15 protein-coding genes are annotated in these 16,733 nt (G+C 62.5%); 7 read left to right on the forward strand and 8 right to left on the reverse strand.

The window, feature by feature from the left end; genetic code table 11:
* On the forward strand, positions 1 to 1,051 hold a 1,051-nt coding region (locus tag ABMA32_RS24080; RefSeq protein WP_349016298.1), incomplete at its 5' end, for an aminomethyl transferase family protein.
* A 26-nt stretch (positions 1,052 to 1,077) separates the two neighbouring features.
* Here the strand turns inward: ABMA32_RS24080 and rhmD are convergent.
* From rhmD to ABMA32_RS24100, 4 genes are read right to left on the reverse strand one after another with little or no spacing between them, the layout of a single operon-like run.
* The gene (gene rhmD / locus ABMA32_RS24085) at positions 1,078 to 2,262 is read right to left on the reverse strand and encodes an L-rhamnonate dehydratase (RefSeq protein ID WP_349016299.1); all 1,185 of its coding nucleotides are present in this window, start codon (positions 2,260 to 2,262) and stop codon (positions 1,078 to 1,080) included.
* Positions 2,259 to 2,576, reverse strand: a complete 318-nt coding sequence (gene rhaM, locus ABMA32_RS24090; protein WP_349016300.1) for an L-rhamnose mutarotase — start codon at positions 2,574 to 2,576, stop codon at positions 2,259 to 2,261. The genes rhmD and rhaM overlap by 4 nt, the downstream gene beginning before the upstream one ends.
* Positions 2,569 to 3,357 carry a FadR/GntR family transcriptional regulator gene (locus ABMA32_RS24095; protein WP_349016301.1) on the reverse strand — a complete coding sequence of 263 codons (789 nt, stop codon included), beginning with the start codon at positions 3,355 to 3,357 and terminating at the stop codon, positions 2,569 to 2,571. Before ABMA32_RS24095 ends, rhaM begins: the two co-directional genes overlap by 8 nt.
* Before the next feature lie 12 nt (positions 3,358 to 3,369).
* Positions 3,370 to 4,248 carry an amidohydrolase family protein gene (locus ABMA32_RS24100; RefSeq protein ID WP_349016302.1) on the reverse strand — a complete coding sequence of 293 codons (879 nt, stop codon included), beginning with the start codon at positions 4,246 to 4,248 and terminating at the stop codon, positions 3,370 to 3,372.
* 166 nt (positions 4,249 to 4,414) lie between these two features.
* Here ABMA32_RS24100 and ABMA32_RS24105 point away from each other — a divergent pair, with 166 nt between their 5' ends.
* Genes ABMA32_RS24105 through ABMA32_RS24125 form a run of 5 tightly spaced genes read left to right on the forward strand, consistent with a single transcriptional unit; the run spans position 4,415 to position 9,991 of the window.
* Positions 4,415 to 5,440, forward strand: a complete 1,026-nt coding sequence (locus ABMA32_RS24105) for an aldo/keto reductase (RefSeq protein ID WP_349016303.1) — start codon at positions 4,415 to 4,417, stop codon at positions 5,438 to 5,440.
* A complete protein-coding gene (locus ABMA32_RS24110) occupies positions 5,437 to 6,954 on the forward strand; it encodes a sugar ABC transporter ATP-binding protein (RefSeq protein WP_349016304.1) in 1,518 nt (505 codons plus the stop codon). The genes ABMA32_RS24105 and ABMA32_RS24110 overlap by 4 nt, the downstream gene beginning before the upstream one ends.
* Entirely contained in the window at positions 6,951 to 7,937 is a 987-nt protein-coding gene (locus ABMA32_RS24115) for an ABC transporter permease (RefSeq protein ID WP_349016305.1), read from the forward strand. Before ABMA32_RS24110 ends, ABMA32_RS24115 begins: the two co-directional genes overlap by 4 nt.
* Positions 7,934 to 8,938 carry an ABC transporter permease gene (locus tag ABMA32_RS24120; RefSeq protein ID WP_349016306.1) on the forward strand — a complete coding sequence of 335 codons (1,005 nt, stop codon included), beginning with the start codon at positions 7,934 to 7,936 and terminating at the stop codon, positions 8,936 to 8,938. The genes ABMA32_RS24115 and ABMA32_RS24120 overlap by 4 nt, the downstream gene beginning before the upstream one ends.
* Positions 8,939 to 8,998: 60 nt before the next feature.
* Positions 8,999 to 9,991, forward strand: a complete 993-nt coding sequence (locus ABMA32_RS24125; protein ID WP_349016307.1) for a substrate-binding domain-containing protein — start codon at positions 8,999 to 9,001, stop codon at positions 9,989 to 9,991.
* Between the two features lie 63 nt (positions 9,992 to 10,054).
* Here ABMA32_RS24125 and ABMA32_RS24130 read toward each other — a convergent pair whose 3' ends face one another.
* The gene (locus ABMA32_RS24130; RefSeq protein ID WP_349016309.1) at positions 10,055 to 10,408 is read right to left on the reverse strand and encodes a cupin domain-containing protein; all 354 of its coding nucleotides are present in this window, start codon (positions 10,406 to 10,408) and stop codon (positions 10,055 to 10,057) included.
* 510 nt (positions 10,409 to 10,918) lie between these two features.
* Positions 10,919 to 11,836 carry a DUF2950 family protein gene (locus tag ABMA32_RS24135; protein WP_349016310.1) on the reverse strand — a complete coding sequence of 306 codons (918 nt, stop codon included), beginning with the start codon at positions 11,834 to 11,836 and terminating at the stop codon, positions 10,919 to 10,921.
* 104 nt (positions 11,837 to 11,940) lie between these two features.
* On the opposite strand from ABMA32_RS24135, the gene ABMA32_RS24140 reads away from it, so the two are divergent.
* A complete protein-coding gene (locus ABMA32_RS24140; RefSeq protein WP_349016312.1) occupies positions 11,941 to 12,909 on the forward strand; it encodes a formylglycine-generating enzyme family protein in 969 nt (322 codons plus the stop codon).
* Between the two features lie 430 nt (positions 12,910 to 13,339).
* Here ABMA32_RS24140 and ABMA32_RS24145 read toward each other — a convergent pair whose 3' ends face one another.
* A complete protein-coding gene (locus ABMA32_RS24145; protein WP_349016313.1) occupies positions 13,340 to 14,026 on the reverse strand; it encodes a response regulator in 687 nt (228 codons plus the stop codon).
* The gene (locus ABMA32_RS24150) at positions 14,023 to 16,725 is read right to left on the reverse strand and encodes a DUF4118 domain-containing protein (RefSeq protein ID WP_349016314.1); all 2,703 of its coding nucleotides are present in this window, start codon (positions 16,723 to 16,725) and stop codon (positions 14,023 to 14,025) included. The genes ABMA32_RS24145 and ABMA32_RS24150 overlap by 4 nt, the downstream gene beginning before the upstream one ends.
* Positions 16,726 to 16,733: the final 8 nt, after the last annotated feature.

The following is a 16,733-nucleotide window of genomic DNA, read 5'->3' on the forward strand; positions in this document are numbered from 1 at the left end:
GGCGGGGCCGATCGAGGAATACTGGGCCTGCCGCGAGAAGGCGGTGGTGATGGACCTGTCGCCGCTCAGGAAGTTCGAGGTGACGGGGCCGGATTCCGAGGCGCTGCTGCAATATGTGCTGACACGGGACGTGAAGAAGCTTTCGGTCGGCCAGGTCGTCTATTCGTCGATGTGCTACGAGCATGGCGGCGTCATCGATGACGGCACGCTTCTGCGGCTCGGCCAGGACAACTTCCGCTGGATCGGCGGCGACGATTTTGGCGGCACCTGGCTGCGCCAGCAGGCGGAGAAGCTCGGCCTGAAGGTGATGGTCCGCTCCTCGACCGACCAGATGCACAACATCGCCGTGCAGGGCCCCAACAGCCGCGATATCCTCAAGGAGATCATCTGGACGTCGCCCAAACAGCCGTCAATGGAGGAACTGGAATGGTTCCGCTTCGCGGTGGCGCGCGTCGGCGACGCACAGGGCGTGCCGGTGGTGGTATCGCGCACCGGCTATACCGGCGAACTCGGCTACGAGATCTTCTGCCATCCGCGCGATGCAGAGACAGTGTTCGACGCGGTGTGGGAAGCCGGGCAGCCGCACGGGCTGAAGCCGATGGGCATGGCGGCGCTCGACATGGTGCGCATCGAGGCGGGGCTTGCCTTCGCCGGCCATGAGTTCTCCGACGAGACAGACCCGTTCGAGGCCGGCATCGGCTTCACCGTGCCGCTCAAGACCAAGCCCGACGACTTCATCGGCCGCGACGCGCTTATCCGTCGCAAGGAGCATCCGGCGCGCAAGCTCGTCGGGCTGGAGATATCGGGCAACGTCGCTGTCGGTCACGGCGACTGCGTGCATGTCGGGCGGCCGCAGATCGGCGTCGTCACCTCGTCGATGCGCTCTCCGGTGCTCGGCAAGAACATCGCCCTTGCCCGCGTCGATATCGCCCACTCCGACATCGGCACCGAAGTCGAGATCGGCAAGCTCGACGGCCACCAGAAACGCCTGCCCGCAAAGATCGTCGCCTTCCCGCATTTCGACCCGCAGAAGACAAAGCCGAGGTCGTAGGCGAAGTCAGGTCGCGGAAGCCGCTATTACTTAACGAGTTCCAGCGAGGCGCGGTCGGCGAGCGTCATGCCGAACCCGGGCGCGTCTGACAATTTCAACTTCCCGTTTTGGGGCATCTGCTCGCCTTCGAACAGATCGCCGAAGACAGGCATGATCGACCTGCCGTCCGGGCTGGCGGCGACATATTCGCAGAAGGCCGGTCCGGTCTGGCTGGCGATGAAGTGGTAGGAATAGGGCCCGCTTCCATGCGGCACCACCGGAATATCGTAGGCTGACGCATGCGCCGCGATCTTCAGCAGTTCGGTCAGGCCGCCGACCCACATCACATCCGGCTGGACGATGTCCAGCGTCCGTTCCTCGATCAGCCGGCGGAAGCCGTAGCGCGTGTATTCATGTTCGCCGGTGGTCCACTTGATCGTCGGATGCGCCTGCTTGATGGCGCGGAAGCCCTCGACATCCTCGGGCGAAAGAACCTCTTCCCACCAGTGGATGTTCAGCGGCTTGGCCGCTTCGGCGAGCCGGATCGCATAGTCGACGCTGAGCGACATGTAGCAGTCGACCATCAGCGGAAAGTCCGGGCCTACAGCGTCACGATGCCGGCGCAAAAATTCCAGATTGGCGCGCAGCCCTTCCTCGCCGTCGAAATGGCTGTGCGGCAGAGGCACCTTGGCGCCCCAGAAGCCGAGGTCCTTGATCGCGGCCGCTTCGGGTGTCGTGCAGTAGAAGGTGATCTCGTCGCGCGCGAGGCCGCCGATCAGGTTGTAGACAGGCTCGCCGCGAACCTTGCCGATCAGGTCCCAGAGCGCGAGATCAACGCAGCTTATCGCCATGATGGGCAGGCCCTTGCGCCCATAGGGCAGCGAGGCGCGATAGAGCTGGTCCGACAGCATGTTGGTCTTGCGCGCATCCTCGCCGACGAGGAAGCGGGCGAAATGGTGCCGGATCATCCATGCCGCCGGGACGCCGCCCGAACCCGTGGCGACGCCGACCGTGCCGTCCTCGGTCTCGATCTCCACCACGATCGCGCCCAGCACGCCGATGCCCCAGCTCGACCGCTTTTCTTTGTATCGGGCATAGCCGGACATCGGGTTCGAGATCAGCGTATCGACCAGCCAGTGTCGGCTCTCGCCGGGCTTGAAATAGGTGCCGGCCTTCTCGCTCGCCTTCACGTGATAGACGCGCACGTCCTTGATGCGGAATGCGGAACTCATGGCAGATAGAAGACGCGCTTGAGGGGCACCTGAACGGGCACGTTGTCGGGGTGCGTTTCCATGATGTCGCGCATGTGCTTCCACCAGCGCTTCATCACTTCCGTGTCGGGCAAGGCAGCCATCGTGTGATCGTCGCTACGCGTCAGGATGCCGAACAGATGATTTGTCTCGGGATCGAGCCAGATCGTGTAGTCCGAAATTCCGGCATCCTTCAGCGCGACCACGAGGTCCGGGAAAATCTCATCGTGCCGCTTTTCGTATTCGGCCGCCTGGCCGGGAAAGAGGTTCATTCGGAAGGCGATGCGCTCAGCCATGTTTCGGTCCCTGTGATCGCTTGGCTATGGCCATGATGGTGGTGTCGCGCACATGCTCGAGATGCGTGCAATAAGCGGCGACCGCGGCCGGCGCGTCGCCGCGCAAAATGGCGTCTGCGATCTCGACATGCTGTCTGACGCTCTTGTCGATGACGCCGGGCACCTCGCTGGCGGTGCGGCGCACGTCGAGGCCAAGGTCGTAAAGTACCTGGGCGAGCGCGGCGAGGAGCGCATTGTTTGCGCCGACATTGATTGCCTGGTGGTACTCTATGTCGAGCAACCGAAACGCCACCGGGTCCAGCTTGAAGTCGCGGCCGTCCACTGCGAGCTTATGGATGCGCTGGCGCTGCTCGGCGCTGGCCCGCGCGCAGCAGAGCCGGACCAGCTCCAGATCCACCACGACGCGGGTCTCGAACTGCTCGTGCACGTCGTAGTCGGCGACAGCGAGCACGGAGTTGAACGGCGCAACCAGCCGGCTGGGCGACAGGTCGGTGATGGTATAGCGCCCGCCTTGCCGGCTCGCCAGAACGCCCATCAGCGTCAGTGCCTTCAAGGCCTCACGCAGGGGCGGGCGCGAGATGCCGAAGGCGATGGTCATCTGCTGCTCGGTCGGCAGGCGGTCGCCCGGCTTGAGGTTGCCGGACTTGATCATGCTCAGGATGCGGTTCGCGACCTGCTCCGAAATGGAGCGCCGCTCCAGGGCGCCGCCGCCGAAGCCGTCGGTCCGATCGATGGCTTCGACCGGTGTACCTTCGAGCTTTTCTGTGGCGGTTTTGCTCACGCGAAATCCATCTCAGAGATCGAGGCGATAGAAGGCGATTGCGTTGTCGCGGTAAATCTTGCGGGTCTCGGCTTCCGAAAGGCCGAGATCGGCAAAGGCATTGTCGAGAACCTGCACCCATTCGGTCATGCTGGTCGATTGCAGCAGGATCGGATAGTCGCCGGCATAGATGGTTCGGTCGGGCCCGAAGGCGTCGAGGGTCGCTTCGATGTAGGGACGCAGCTCCTCTTCCGTCCAGTTCTCGCTGGCATAGGGCGGGAGGTCCGAGAGCTTCACCCACATGTTCGGGTGTTTCGCGAGGTCGCGCATATCCTCACGGAACTGCTCGATCCTGCCCTGCCTGATGCCCGGCTTGCCGCAATGGTCGAGGATCATCGGCACATCGTGGATCAGCTTCACCCATTCGCGGATGAAATCCATCTGCGTGTAGTTGGGGTTGATATCGAAGGACCAGCCGAATTCGGCCAGCAGGTTGGTACCCTCGATGAAACCCTCGCTCATCGTCAGGGCACGGGGGGCCTCGTCGAATTCCATGATGCGGCGGATGCCGCGCACATCAGGATGCTCGTCACGCATCTTTTCGAGAAGCGGCCGGACCTTCTTGCCCCACTCGACCGGAGCCATCGGGATGATCGCCTTGATGCGCGGGTCGCGCTTCTGCTCGTCCTCTACGAAAGCGATCTCTTCGATATACTGGCCGCCACCCTCCCAGAAATCGGCGTAGCATTCGAGAAACACCATCGCCTCGACCTGAAGCGCGCCGCAGTCCCGACGATAGTCCTCGACATGATAGGGATGGCCGAAAAGCGGATGTCCCTCGAACGCGCTGTATTTCAGCCGCGTCTGGTCCCACACGTGAAGGTGCGTGTCTATGATGGGAAAATCAGGCATCCGGACTCCACTCCCCGGGGCCTGACTCTGCTGGTCGGGTTCCCCTCCGTGGCCTACGAATGGCCATCCGGCAAGAACTTGTCAAACTAATTTTTGTCTGACAAGTTACACACTCATCGAGAGCGGGACGTCGCCCGCCAGTTTGCTTTGGGAGGAGCAGATCACCGTGAGCCTCAGCGTTTCCACCCGCCGTCGCGTTGGAAAAACTGGCCTGAATCTGCCGGTCTTCGGGCTTGGCACGGCCCATATCGGCGAGCTTTACGCTAAGGTCGACGAAGCCGACTCACGCGCCACGATGGATGCCGCATGGGCAGCGGGCGTGCGCTTCTACGACACCGCCCCGTGGTACGGGCGTGGTCTGTCCGAACACAGGCTGGGCGGTTTCCTGCGCACCAAGCCGCGCGGCGAGTTTCAGGTGACAACCAAGGTCGGTCGCACCCTGCACCGGCCAGCCGACCCAAAGGCATTCGATCGCTCTCCGTGGACGGGCGGACTGAACTTCGAGGTGAATTTCGACTACACCTACGATGGCGTCATGCGGTCCTACGAGCAGGCGCTCCAGAGGCTCGCGCTCGACACCGTCGACGCCCTTGTCATCCACGATCTCGATGCAGGTTTTCACGGCGACAAGCAGGCGGGCTACGAGAAGCAGCTTGTCGAGTCCGGCATCAATGCGCTGGTCGAGCTCAAGAAGTCCGGTGACATCCAGGCCTACGGCATGGGCATCAACAACAATGCCGCGTTGGAGACCATCGCGACACAGGTCGATCTGGATTTCTGCCTTGTCGCCATGCCGTACACGCTGATTGACCAGGACAGCCTGACCCGTGGCATGAAGGCGCTGCATGACCGGAATGTGTCCGTGATCATCGGAGCGCCGTTCGCCTCCGGCATTCTTGTCACGGGCTCAGGCGCCGGCGCGAAATATGCCTATGGCGCGGCTTCGCCGGAGGTGCAGGCGCGCGTCCGCGGCATCGAGGAGGCATGCAAGAAGCATAACGTCAGCATGCCGGTCGCGGCGCTGCAGTTCGTGCTTGCCCATCCGGCTGTGGTCTCCGTCATTCCGGGCGCGGCCAAGCCCAGTGAAGTCGAGGCCAATGTCGCGGCGTTGGGCGTGAAGATTCCGTCCGCATTCTGGGCAGACCTCAAGGCGCAGGGGCTTCTTCATCCTGAGGCGCCGGTGCCCGCATGAACGACAGTGCCGTCCCCCTGCTTTCCGCGCGCAGCATCTCGAAATCATTCGCCGGCGTTTCGGTGCTGCGCGATGTCGATCTCGACCTGAATAAGGGCGAGATCCATGCGTTGCTGGGAGAGAACGGCGCGGGCAAGTCCACCTTCGCAAAGATCATCGCCGGCGTGCACAGGCCGACGCGCGGTACGCTCAGCCTGAACGGGCAACCCGTCGAGATTGCCAACCCGCTGGCGGCGCAAAAGCTTGGCATCACGCTTATCCATCAGGAGCCGATCTCGTTTCCCGACCTGTCGGTTGCGGAAAATCTCGTGCTCGGGCGGGGCGATGATGGCTGGTTCAGCCGTGTGCCTTGGGCAGAGATGACGAGCGAGGCGCGCAGACAGATGGATCAGCTTGGCGTCCATATCGACGTCGCCAGGCAGATGCGCGGCCTGTCTATCGCGGATCAGCAGATGGTCGAGATTGGCCGGGCTCTCGCCTCCGACAGCCGGCTCATCATCATGGACGAGCCGACCGCGCCGCTGACGCCTCGGGAGGTAGAAACCCTGTTCGGCATCGCGCGTCGCCTGCGCGACGAGGGACGAACGATCATATTCATATCGCATCGTCTCGAAGAGGTGCGTGCGCTGTGCGACCGGGTCACGATCTTTCGGGACGGCAACAAGATTTCTACCGATCCGATCGACAGTCTGAGCGATGCCGACATCATACGCCTGATGATCGGCCGGCCACTCAAGGAGTACATGCACAAGCATAATGCTTCGATCGGCGAGGTTGCGCTTGAGGTAAAGGACTTGACGCTGCCTGGCCGCTTTCAGGATGTCAGCTTTCAGGTCCGTCGCGGCGAGATCGTCGGGCTCGGAGGTCTGGTCGGTGCCGGCCGCACCGAAGTGGCCTGCGCGCTCTTCGGCATACAGCCTGCAGCAAGTGGCGCCGTTCTGGTGAACGGCAAGCCGGCCGACATCCGCCAGCCGCACGACGCTATCGCGCTCGGCCTTGCCTTCGTGCCAGAGGACCGCGCTGTTGCCGGGATTTTCCGCACGCTGTCCGTCGAACATAACATCACGGCGGCGATCCCCGCAAAGATCGCTCCGCGCGGCTTCATCCGGCGGGCGATCGAAAAGCTGCTCGCGTCCGATTCCGTCAGGAAGCTTCGTATCCGCCTTGCCTCGGTCAACCAGCCGATCGGCGAGCTGTCGGGCGGCAACCAGCAGAAAGCCATTCTCGCGCGCTGGCTGCTGGCGGAGCCGAACATTCTCATCCTCGACGAGCCGACGCGCGGCATCGACATCGGCGTGAAGGCCGAATTCTACGACATCATTGGCGAGCTTGCGGAGCAGGGCAGGGCGATCCTGCTGATCTCGTCCGAGCTGCCGGAATTGCTGGCGCTCTGCGACCGCATTCTGGTGATGGCCGAGGGACGTTTGACGGCGGAAATTCCACGCGCCGAGGCTACCCAGGAGAAGGTCATGCAGGCAGCCGTGCCGCGCATCCAGCAGCAGGCCGCCGCATGAACATCGTTCGCTCCATTCTCGTCCGGCGCGAGACGGGCATTGCCGTCATGATCGTGTTGCTGTGCTTGGCGGTAGGCCTCTACAAGCCTCAGTTTCTGACGCTCAACCAGTTGCGCGTGATCCTGCTTCTCGTGCCGCTGATCATGATCGTCGCCATGGGCCAGATGCTCGTCCTCGTGGCGCGCCATGTCGATCTGTCGGTCGGGTCGATGCTGGGTCTTTCGGCGATGCTTGCCGGCATGATGTTTCGCGACATGCCCTATATTCCATGGCCAGTAGGGTTCATCGTCGCGATCGGCGCGGGCGCCTTGCTTGGACTGATCAACGGCGCGCTTGTCACAGTGTTCAAGCTGCCCGCGATCATCGTGACGCTCGGTACGCTCAACCTCTATCGCGGGCTCACCTTCATCGTTTCGGACGCACGGCAGGTCGACCGGCAGTTCGTTCCGTCGGCCCTGAAATCCATGAGCCAGACGTCGCCGATCTTAGGCATTCCGTGGATCATCTTCATGGCCCTCGGCATCGTGCTGCTCGCCTGGTGGTTCACGAGGCACACGATCGTTGGCCGACAGATCTATGCCCTCGGCTCGAACCCGTCGGCCGCCGAACTGCGCGGCGTGAAGGTCAACCAGATCACCCTGTTGGTCTTCACCATATCGGGGGCACTGTCCGGCCTCGCGGGCATCATGTACGCAAGTCGCTGGGGCTTCGTGAATCCATCCAATACCGGCGCCGGGTTCGAGTTCCAGGTCATCGCCGCCGTCGTCATCGGCGGCGTGTCGATCAATGGCGGCGTCGGCACCGTTCCGGGCGTCATGCTCGGTGTTCTGCTGCTAGGCTGCGTGGCCGCGGCGCTGCCGTTGCTCGGCATTCCAGGAACCGCGCAGGGCGCGATTTACGGCGCGATTATCCTCGTTGCGCTGCTTATCGACCGTTCTGTGCGCCAGCAGGGCATCGCCAGCCTGAAGGTGGCGCGCGCATGAGCACCACCGAAGCATCCGCCACCCCGTCAACGGCAGTGCAAGATGCGGCGCCTGCTCGTCCGTTCTGGCATGTCGCCCTCGTGCGGCCGGAGACGATGACGCTGGTGCTGCTGATCGCTGCCATTGTCGTGGCAAGCTACCTGTCGCCCTACTTCCTCGACTTAGGCTACATCCTGCGCAGCTTCACGCTTTCGGCCGAGTTCGCACTCGTGGCGCTCGTGCTTACCATGGTGATCATCGCCGGCGAGATCGATCTTTCTCCCGCTTCCAACATGGCGCTGTCGGCCTGCCTGTTTGCCTGGGCGCAGGCATCCGGCATCCCCATGCCGATCGCGATCGCCATCGGCCTTCTCGCGGGCCTCGCCATGGGCGCGCTCAACGCGTTCATGGTCATTGCCCTGCAACTGCCTTCGATCATCGTTACCATTGGCACGCTGACGCTTTATCGCGGGCTCGCGCAGATCATCGCTGGCGACAAGTCGATCCGCGTGCCTGACTGGTTCATCGGCATCGACAAGGTGATGGTGCTTGGAATTCCGGTGCCGGTGGTGATCTTCATCGTGGCGGCGCTTGTCCTTGGCCTGATCCTCGCAGGCACAATCTTCGGGCGGCAGATCTACCAGATCGGAACGAACGAGGTGGCTGCCCGCTATTCCGGCATCCGCACCCGCAGGATCAAGCTCATCCTGTTCCTGCTGATCGGACTTGTCTCGGCAGTCGCGGGGATGATGACCGCATCGCGTCTCGGCTCAGTGCGCTACGATCTTGGCCTCGGCGGCGAACTGCAGATGGTTCTGATGGCGATGCTCGGCGGCACCGCCATCTTTGGCGGACGCGGCACCATTCTGGGCACATTCCTCGCCGCCTGGCTGCTGGTCGTCGTCTCGACCGGCATGACCGTCGCGAACCTGCTGCCGGCCATCCAGCTCACCGTGCTGGGCGTGCTGCTGATCGTCGCCATCATCGCCACCAATTTCATCTATTCCCGCACGCAGAGGTAGCGGGCAACAACCCCGGGTCGACCGGGTCATTTCAACAGGACTGAGTAAGGAGGAAATGAAGTGCTGAAGAAATCACTGATAGCCCTGGCAACGGGCCTCGCCCTTTCGACGGCCGCGTTCGCGCAGGACAAGATCGATATCGTCTTCATCGGCAAGAATACCGGCAATCCCTATTTCGACTCGCTGACGAAGGGCTTTGTCGAGGCTTGCGAGAAGATCGCATGCAACTTCGAGTTCGTCGCTCCGGCGACTGCCGAGGCCACCTCGCAGATCCCGTTCATCGAAGCGCAGATCCAGCGTGGCGTTGACGTCATCGCGATTTCGCCCAACAGCCCGGATGCGCTGAACCAGGTGTTCGACGCCGCCCGCGCCAAGGGCATCATCGTCATGACCGTGAACGGCGACATCACCGGCAACGAGTCGCACCGCGACCTGACCATCCTGCCCACCGACTTCACCAAGGTCGGCGCCGACCAGGTCGAGATGGTCGGTTCGCTGATCGGCTACGAAGGGGAGATCGCCATCCTGTCGGCTACGACCGAGGCTCCCGACCAGAATTTTTGGATCAAGGGCATGAACGAAGCGATCAAGGATCCGAAGTATGCCAAGATGAAGCTGGTCGCGACCGTCTATGGCGACGATCAGCCGGAGAAGTCGACCACCGAGATGGAAGCGCTGCTGTCCAACTATCCCGATCTCAAGGGCGTGATCGCGCCGACGACGGTGGGCGTAGCGGCAGCCGCGCAGGTGGTGCAGTCGCGTGGCATCGCCGACAAGGTGAAGGTCACCGGTCTTGGCCTGCCGAGCGAAATGCGCGACTTCGTCAAGGATGGCACCGTCGAGGCCTTCCAGCTCTGGTCACCCTACAATGAGGGCTGGCTGGCTGCGCATCTCGCGGTCGATCTGAAGGCTGGCAAGGCGAAGAACGAGGTTGGTTCCACCTTCGAAGTGCCGAACCTCGGCACCATCACCATCAATGAAGGAAACTCGATCAACACGCAGTCGGCGCTGACCACTTTCAACGCCGAGAACATCGATCAGTTCGACTTCTGAGTTTCAACATCTGAGAAGGGCGCCGGTCGAAAGGCCGGCGCCCTTTCTTTATGGGGCAGCCGCTTACGAGCCCACGGTCACGACGAAATGCTTCGTCACCGGCTCGACGATCTTCCATGTACCCTTGAAGTCCGCTTCCACGACGAACGCGTCGCCGGGCCCGACTTCGACAGGCTTGCCGCCGTCAGGGGTGATGATGATGCGGCCGGCGATGATGTGGACGAATTCATAGTCTGTGTAGGTTACGTGATATGTGCCGGGCGTGGCCTGCCAGGTGCCCGACAGGACCTTTCCATCCGCTGTTGTGTGCTGAACGGTCGTCGTCATCGTCGGATTGCCTTCGACAACCTTCCAGCCCGACAGATCGCCTGACTGCGAGTTCTCCAGCTTTCCGAATTTCTGGATGGTGCTGCGCATGGTGTACGGGTCTCCTTTTGCGTCCGCAGCAGATATCCTTCTTTTGCGATATCGGCAAATGACGTCATTGCGTGGGTGCGGTCCTCGCCGATCACGTTCGTACTAAAGAAGCAGGATTTTTCAGCACTGAAATAACTTCATCGAACGGCATCCAAAGGGCACCAGCAATGGCATACGGTGCCAGCGCAGCGAAGGTAACTGGGATAATGGTCTTGCGGCTGGAAGGACCGGCGAGAGTTTGCGGGCATCAGGCGATCGCCACGAAGACCGCTGCGCGCGACCGCACCGTGAGCGCCTGCTCATGAACCAGGTGCAAGCGAGCCTGCAGTTCAAAGAACGGCCTGCCGTGGGACGCAAGGAACGATTCAAGGACCGTGCGGTCTGATAGAGTTTCTGTCGCCATCTACTCTGCCGGAGGCCTCCGTTCCGTCCGAAATTCAGGCGCTTCTGCCGGGCGCGCCTGCGGAGGCAGCGCCGCAGCCGACAGGCAACGGCGCGGCCTCTCCGGCGCTAGTCTGCGACCACGGTCCAGCTGTCGTCTGGATTGAAGGTATCGATGTCCTTGACGATCTGGTCTGTGGCGGGACCGAGGTCGATCTCATAGACGATGCCGTGCTGGTTGACTGCGAGGGTCTTGACGCCGGTCTCGCCATATTTTGCCGGCCACGCGATCAGGCCGAAGCCTGCGATCATGTTGCCATTGATGACGTAATCGTAGGCGCCGCCGGCGATGTTGTCGCCCTGGCCAGTGAGAATCTTGTATTTGTAGCCGAAATAGCCTTCGCCCTTCGCCGCATCGTCCAGTTCGGACTGGTCGAGGTCGCCGGCGGGGCTTTCGCCGTTGGTCGCGTCGGTCGGCCAGTATAGGCCATCCGTCATGCCGGCCGAACTGACCAGCTTCTGCGCGAACTCCTCGACACCGTCGCCGTCACGGTCAACGGAAGCATAGTCTTCCTGCGCATCGACATAGGCGCGCATGGTAGCGATCGTCTGCAGTTCGTTTTCGCCGACGAGGCGGTTAACGATTTCCTGCAGCCCGGCATAGGTGTCGAACGCCCATTTGCCGTCCTCCCACTTCACGATCGGGAAGGGCAAAGGCCACAGTCTTTCGCCGACAAGCACGGTGCGTCGGTCGGCGCCGCCTTCCAGCGAGAGCTTTTTGGACGCGCCTTCCTTGATAAGGGCAAGCGCGGCGGCCGTGCTCTCATCATCCTTGATCTTCGCGGGGTCGGTAATGGCGTCGTTCTCTTCCTGGTGCATTTCACGGTTGTGGGACTGGTCGCCGGGCATCTTCTCGGAGGACCAGAGGAGGCCGACAGAACGGACCTCGCATTGGCGACGGGCACGCGTCATCCCGGTGTGGCCATAGCGATCGTCAGCCTGAACTTTCCGGATGCCAAGTCCGCGCTCGCCATCATGCTTTGGCATCTGGTGATTGGAGGGCTTGTTTTGATACCCTATGTCTGGTGGCGCAAATCCATGCGTGCGCGCGCCGCGGCACAACAGAACCATCAGTCCGACAGAGGCAGCATATGAGCGTTACGACTTCCCGACCTGTTTTCGACAGCGTGCCTGCCGGGCGCGATATGGTCTTGATACCGGACGGACAGTTCATGATGGGGTCCGACAATCACTATCCGGAGGAAGCGCCGGCGCATCGCGTCTCCGTGAGGAGTTTTTGGATCGACCGCTCGCCGGTCAGCAATCGCGATTTCGAAATCTTCGTCAAGGAAACCGGATATGTCACGCTGGCTGAACGGCCGGCCGATCCCAAGAACTACCCTGGCGCGCTACCGGGAATGCTTGCGCCGTCGTCGACCGTATTCCGCAAGCCAGCAGGTCCCGTGGACATGAGCAACCACTACAATTGGTGGACCTACGTGCCGGGCGCAAACTGGCGCCATCCCAGAGGTCCGGCAAGCTCGATCTCGAAGCTGAAGGAGCATCCGGTTGTGCACGTGGCGCTGGAGGATGTCGAAGCCTACGCCGGATGGGCAGGCCTCGATATTCCGACCGAGGCGGAGTGGGAGTTCGCCTCCCGCGGCGGGATCGACGGTGCGGAGTTTGCTTGGGGCGACGAGATGACCCCGGGAGGCGTCCACATGGCCAATACCTGGCAGGGTGATTTCCCGTACCGAAACACGATGGAGGATCGTTTCGAATACACATCTCCCGTCGGCTCGTACCCACCCAATGGTTACGGCCTCAACGACTCTATCGGCAACGTGTGGGAGTGGACGAGCGACTGGTATCAGGATCACAGCAAGATCGACAGCCCCTGCTGCACGGCCTCCAACCCACGGGGAGGCAGTCGGGAAACAAGCGCCGATCCCCGGGACCAGACACGCATTCCGCGCAAGGTGACGAAAGGCGGCTCACATCTTTGCGCACCTAATTATTGCCGACGCTATCGACCGGCTGCCCGGATGGCACAGGCGATCGATACATCGACATCCCATCTCGGATTCCGCCTCGTTTTCCGCCCAGGACCGGATGGCTGACATGGACACGTTTCGCGAGATATTTGCCACGCTGACGGAAGGCTCGGTCTGAGATCGAGGACGGCATATCCGACTGGCCAAGCTGTGAATTGTTGCCACCATGTTGCAGCAAGCCCTTGCCCGCGTTTGCAAACCCTTGCTTTTCAAGGCACCCGCTTGCAACACGCGCAACATGGAATTGATCGAAGCTTTGCGACAACCATCTGTCGCCAAGCCTTGTAGTTTAGGGGTTTGGGCGTTGGTGAACCGAGCAGTCCAGCGATAACCGGTCTCTGGTCTGAATTCCCTGATAACTGGCGAAAAACAGGGAATTCCTGCATCTTCGCGCCGTCACGGCGCGGCTTCGTCGATGTTATCTCTCAACTTCAATAAGTTAGACACAATCCTGGGGTTTGGGGCGCCCGCCAAAAGCAGACGTTGCTCGTGCCAGCTAGTCTGCGACAAAGCGGTATCCGACACCCGGTTCGGTGCGGATGATGACGGGATTGGTTGCATCGCGTTCGATCTTGCCGCGCAGCTGTCCGATGAAGACACGCAAATACTGCATGTCTTGGCCATGAGCGGGGCCCCACACCGAGGTCAGCAGGGTTTTGTGGGTCACCACCCGGCCAGCATGCCGCGCCAGAAGCAGCAGCAGGTCGTATTCCTTCGGCGTCAGCTTCACCGCCTCGCCGTCGCGCTTCACGGTGCGTCTTATTGCATCTATCGCCAGTCCATCTACCACGATCCTGGTCAGTTCGCCGGTCTCCTGTATCCTGTGGCGCAGCGCCGTGCGCATGCGCGCCGTCAGTTCGCCGATGCTGAACGGTTTCCCGACATAGTCGTCCGCGCCGAGATCAAGAGCGGCGATCTTTTCGGCTTCCTGGTCGCGCGCCGAGAGAATGATGATCGGCACCTGCGACCAGCCGCGCAGCCTGGCGATGACGTCCTTGCCGTCCATGTCGGGCAGGCCGAGATCGAGGATGACGAGCGCCGGCGCAATGGTGGCTGCGGCCTTCAAAGCCTCGGCGCCGTTCCTCGCCTCCACAACGTCGTAGCCCGCCGCTTCGAGCGCGGGCTTTAGGAAACGCTGGATCTGCGGCTCGTCGTCGACGACGAGGATTCGATCCCGGTTCATTCGTCCTCCGGCGGAGTGTCATCCACCGATGCTGCCGGAAACCGCAAGGTAATGCGAGTGCCGCGTCGCTTGACAGCGGGGCTTTCGGCGCGGATCGTGCCCCCCATCGCCTCGACAAATCCCCTGGCTATGGCGAGGCCCAGCCCCGTACCGGGAATTCTGCCGTCCGGCTTTTCGCGCCGGAAGAATTTGTCGAAGACATGCTCCAAGTCGGCCACCGGGATGCCCTGGCCGAGATCCGTGACGGAGATCACGACATCCTTCGCGTCACTCCGGACATAGATGCTTATCGGATCGTTCCCGCCATACTTCACCGCGTTGTCGACCAGGTTGAACAGCACCTGGCCGAGAAGCACGCTGTCGCCGCGGATCAGCGGAATACCGTCGGCGATACTCGTATCGATGCCTCGGCCCGGGAAATATCTTCCGGCGCGCTGCACCGCCGTGTGGACGACATCCCCGACATCGACCCAGTCGCGTTTGGCGTCCACCGTGCCGGCCTCGATCCTCGTCATGTCGAGCAGGTTGGCGACGAAACGCGCTAGACGGTCGCTTTCCTCCTCGATCGACACCAGCAGATCGCTTCGGCTTTCCGGTGTCATCTTGTCGCCGAGCTCGCGCAGGCTGGAGACCGCGCCCGTGATTGTCGCGAGCGGCGTTTTCAGATCGTGCGAGATCGACGACAGAAGCGACGAGCGGAACCGCTCCCCCTCGAGCCGCGCGGCCTGGTCCAGGCTCTCGCGAGAAAGCCGTGCGCGATCGATGGCAATGGCTGTCTGGTCGAGTATGGAACCCAAAATCTGTTCGTCCTCCGCGCCTAGCACCTGGCCGGCCTGCCGGTAGCCGACGACCGCCGCCACGCCGGCAGACGCGCCCAGCGGGCGGAACTGGAACGGGCTGTTGGGCAGCGTGCCGGTGCCGTTGCCTGCCGGCTCGTTCTTCTCCATCGCCCAGCGTGCGGCCATCATGTCGGTAACGTCGAGCTCCGTGTCGGGTGGCCAGGCACCAGCCAGTGAGAGGTCGCCGCCGGTCGCTGACAAGAGCATGACGTCGCGCCTCAGCGATGCCCGTAGTTGCGCTACCGCCGCCCAGACCACGTCTTCGTAGTTGGCCGTGCCGGACAGTTTTCGAGAGAAATCGTAAAGCGCCTGCGTCGAAGCGGCGCGCCGGCCGGCCGTCGTTGCCTGGTCGCTCAGCCGCGACGCAAGTCCACCGGCGATCAGGGCAGCGACAATGAAAATGAACAGGCCGAAAACCTCGTGCGGCGAGGCTATCGTGAATGTGTGGAACGGCGGGATGAAGAAGAAGTTGTAGGCGAGGCCCGAGAGGACAGCGGCCAGCAAAGCTGCGAGGTAGCCGGCATAGACCGCTGACAGGAGCACCGCCAGCAGATAGAGAAGCGACACGTTGGGAAGGTCGACGAAACGCTCGATCAACGTTCCCAGAGAGGTTGCGATCGAAACGACGACGAGCGGAAAGCCAAGTTCCCAAATGGGATTGTCGATACGCAGCCAGCCTGGCCAACGCCGCTCCGGACGGGACGGCGGGTCGGGCGCATCGCTGGTGACGACATGAATGCCGAGGCCTGCCACGTGTTCGATCAGTGCGTCCGGCAGCGACTTGCGCCACAGGCTGGCGGGAAAAACCTGCCGGCGTCCGCCGATGACGATCTGCGTGACATGCTCGCGACGCGCGGTCCTCAGAATTTCCTCGACAAAGTCCCGCCCGGTCACCCGGCGCGTCTCGGCGCCCAAGCTTTCCGCCAGCTTGAAGGTCGCCGCCAGCCGCTGGGTTTTCTCGGGACGCGGCGGCGGGCTGTCTGCGCGCTCGATCGAGATGACCAGCCAGGGCGCGTTCAGTCCCGACGCCAGTCGCGCGGCCGTACGCACCACCTTCTCCGACAGGTGGTCGGCTCCGATGCAAACAAGCAGCCGCTCGGTGGTCTGCCAGGGCCCCTCGATCGCGTTCTGCTTGAGGTAGTCGACCATCTGGTCGTCGACGCGGTCGGCCGTGCGGCGAAGCGCCATTTCGCGCAGGGCCGTCAGGTTGCCGAGCCGGAAGAAGCTATCGACGGCGCGCTGGGCATTCTCTGGAAGGTAGACCTTGCCTTCCTTCAGTCGCTCGATCAGTTCGGCCGGCGCGAGATCCACCAGCAGCACTTCGTCGGCGCGTTGCAGGATTATGTCCGGCACGCGCTCGCGCACTGGAATTCCGGTGATCTCCGCTACGACGTCGGACAGGCTCTCCAGATGCTGGATGTTCATCGCCGACCAGACGTTGATGCCGGCGGCGAGCAGCTCGTCTACATCGAGATATCGCTTCGGATGCCGGCTGTCGGGCGCATTGGTGTGCGCGAGCTCGTCGACGATGATGATGCCCGGCCGGCGGCCGAGCGCAGCATCGAGGTCGAATTCCTCGATCTGCCGGCCCTGGTGGCCGATTTGCCGGCGCGGCAGCACCTCGAGCCCTTCGAGCAGGGCGGCGGTCTCGCTGCGGCCATGCGTCTCGACAAGTCCGACGACGATGTCGACACCGTCCGCCCTCAGGCGACGGGCGCGCGTCAGCATGGCGAAGGTCTTGCCGACGCCGGGTGCTGCGCCAAGGAAGAGCGTCAGCTTTCCGCGACTTTCGCCGCCGGCAAGCGCAAGCAGAGCGTCTGGATCGGGTCGGTTTCCGGCTCTACGGTCTGCGTCGCCCATCGTCGATT

This window comes from Mesorhizobium quangtriensis, assembly GCF_040081925.1.
Taxonomy (GTDB): domain Bacteria; phylum Pseudomonadota; class Alphaproteobacteria; order Rhizobiales; family Rhizobiaceae; genus Mesorhizobium_K; species Mesorhizobium_K quangtriensis.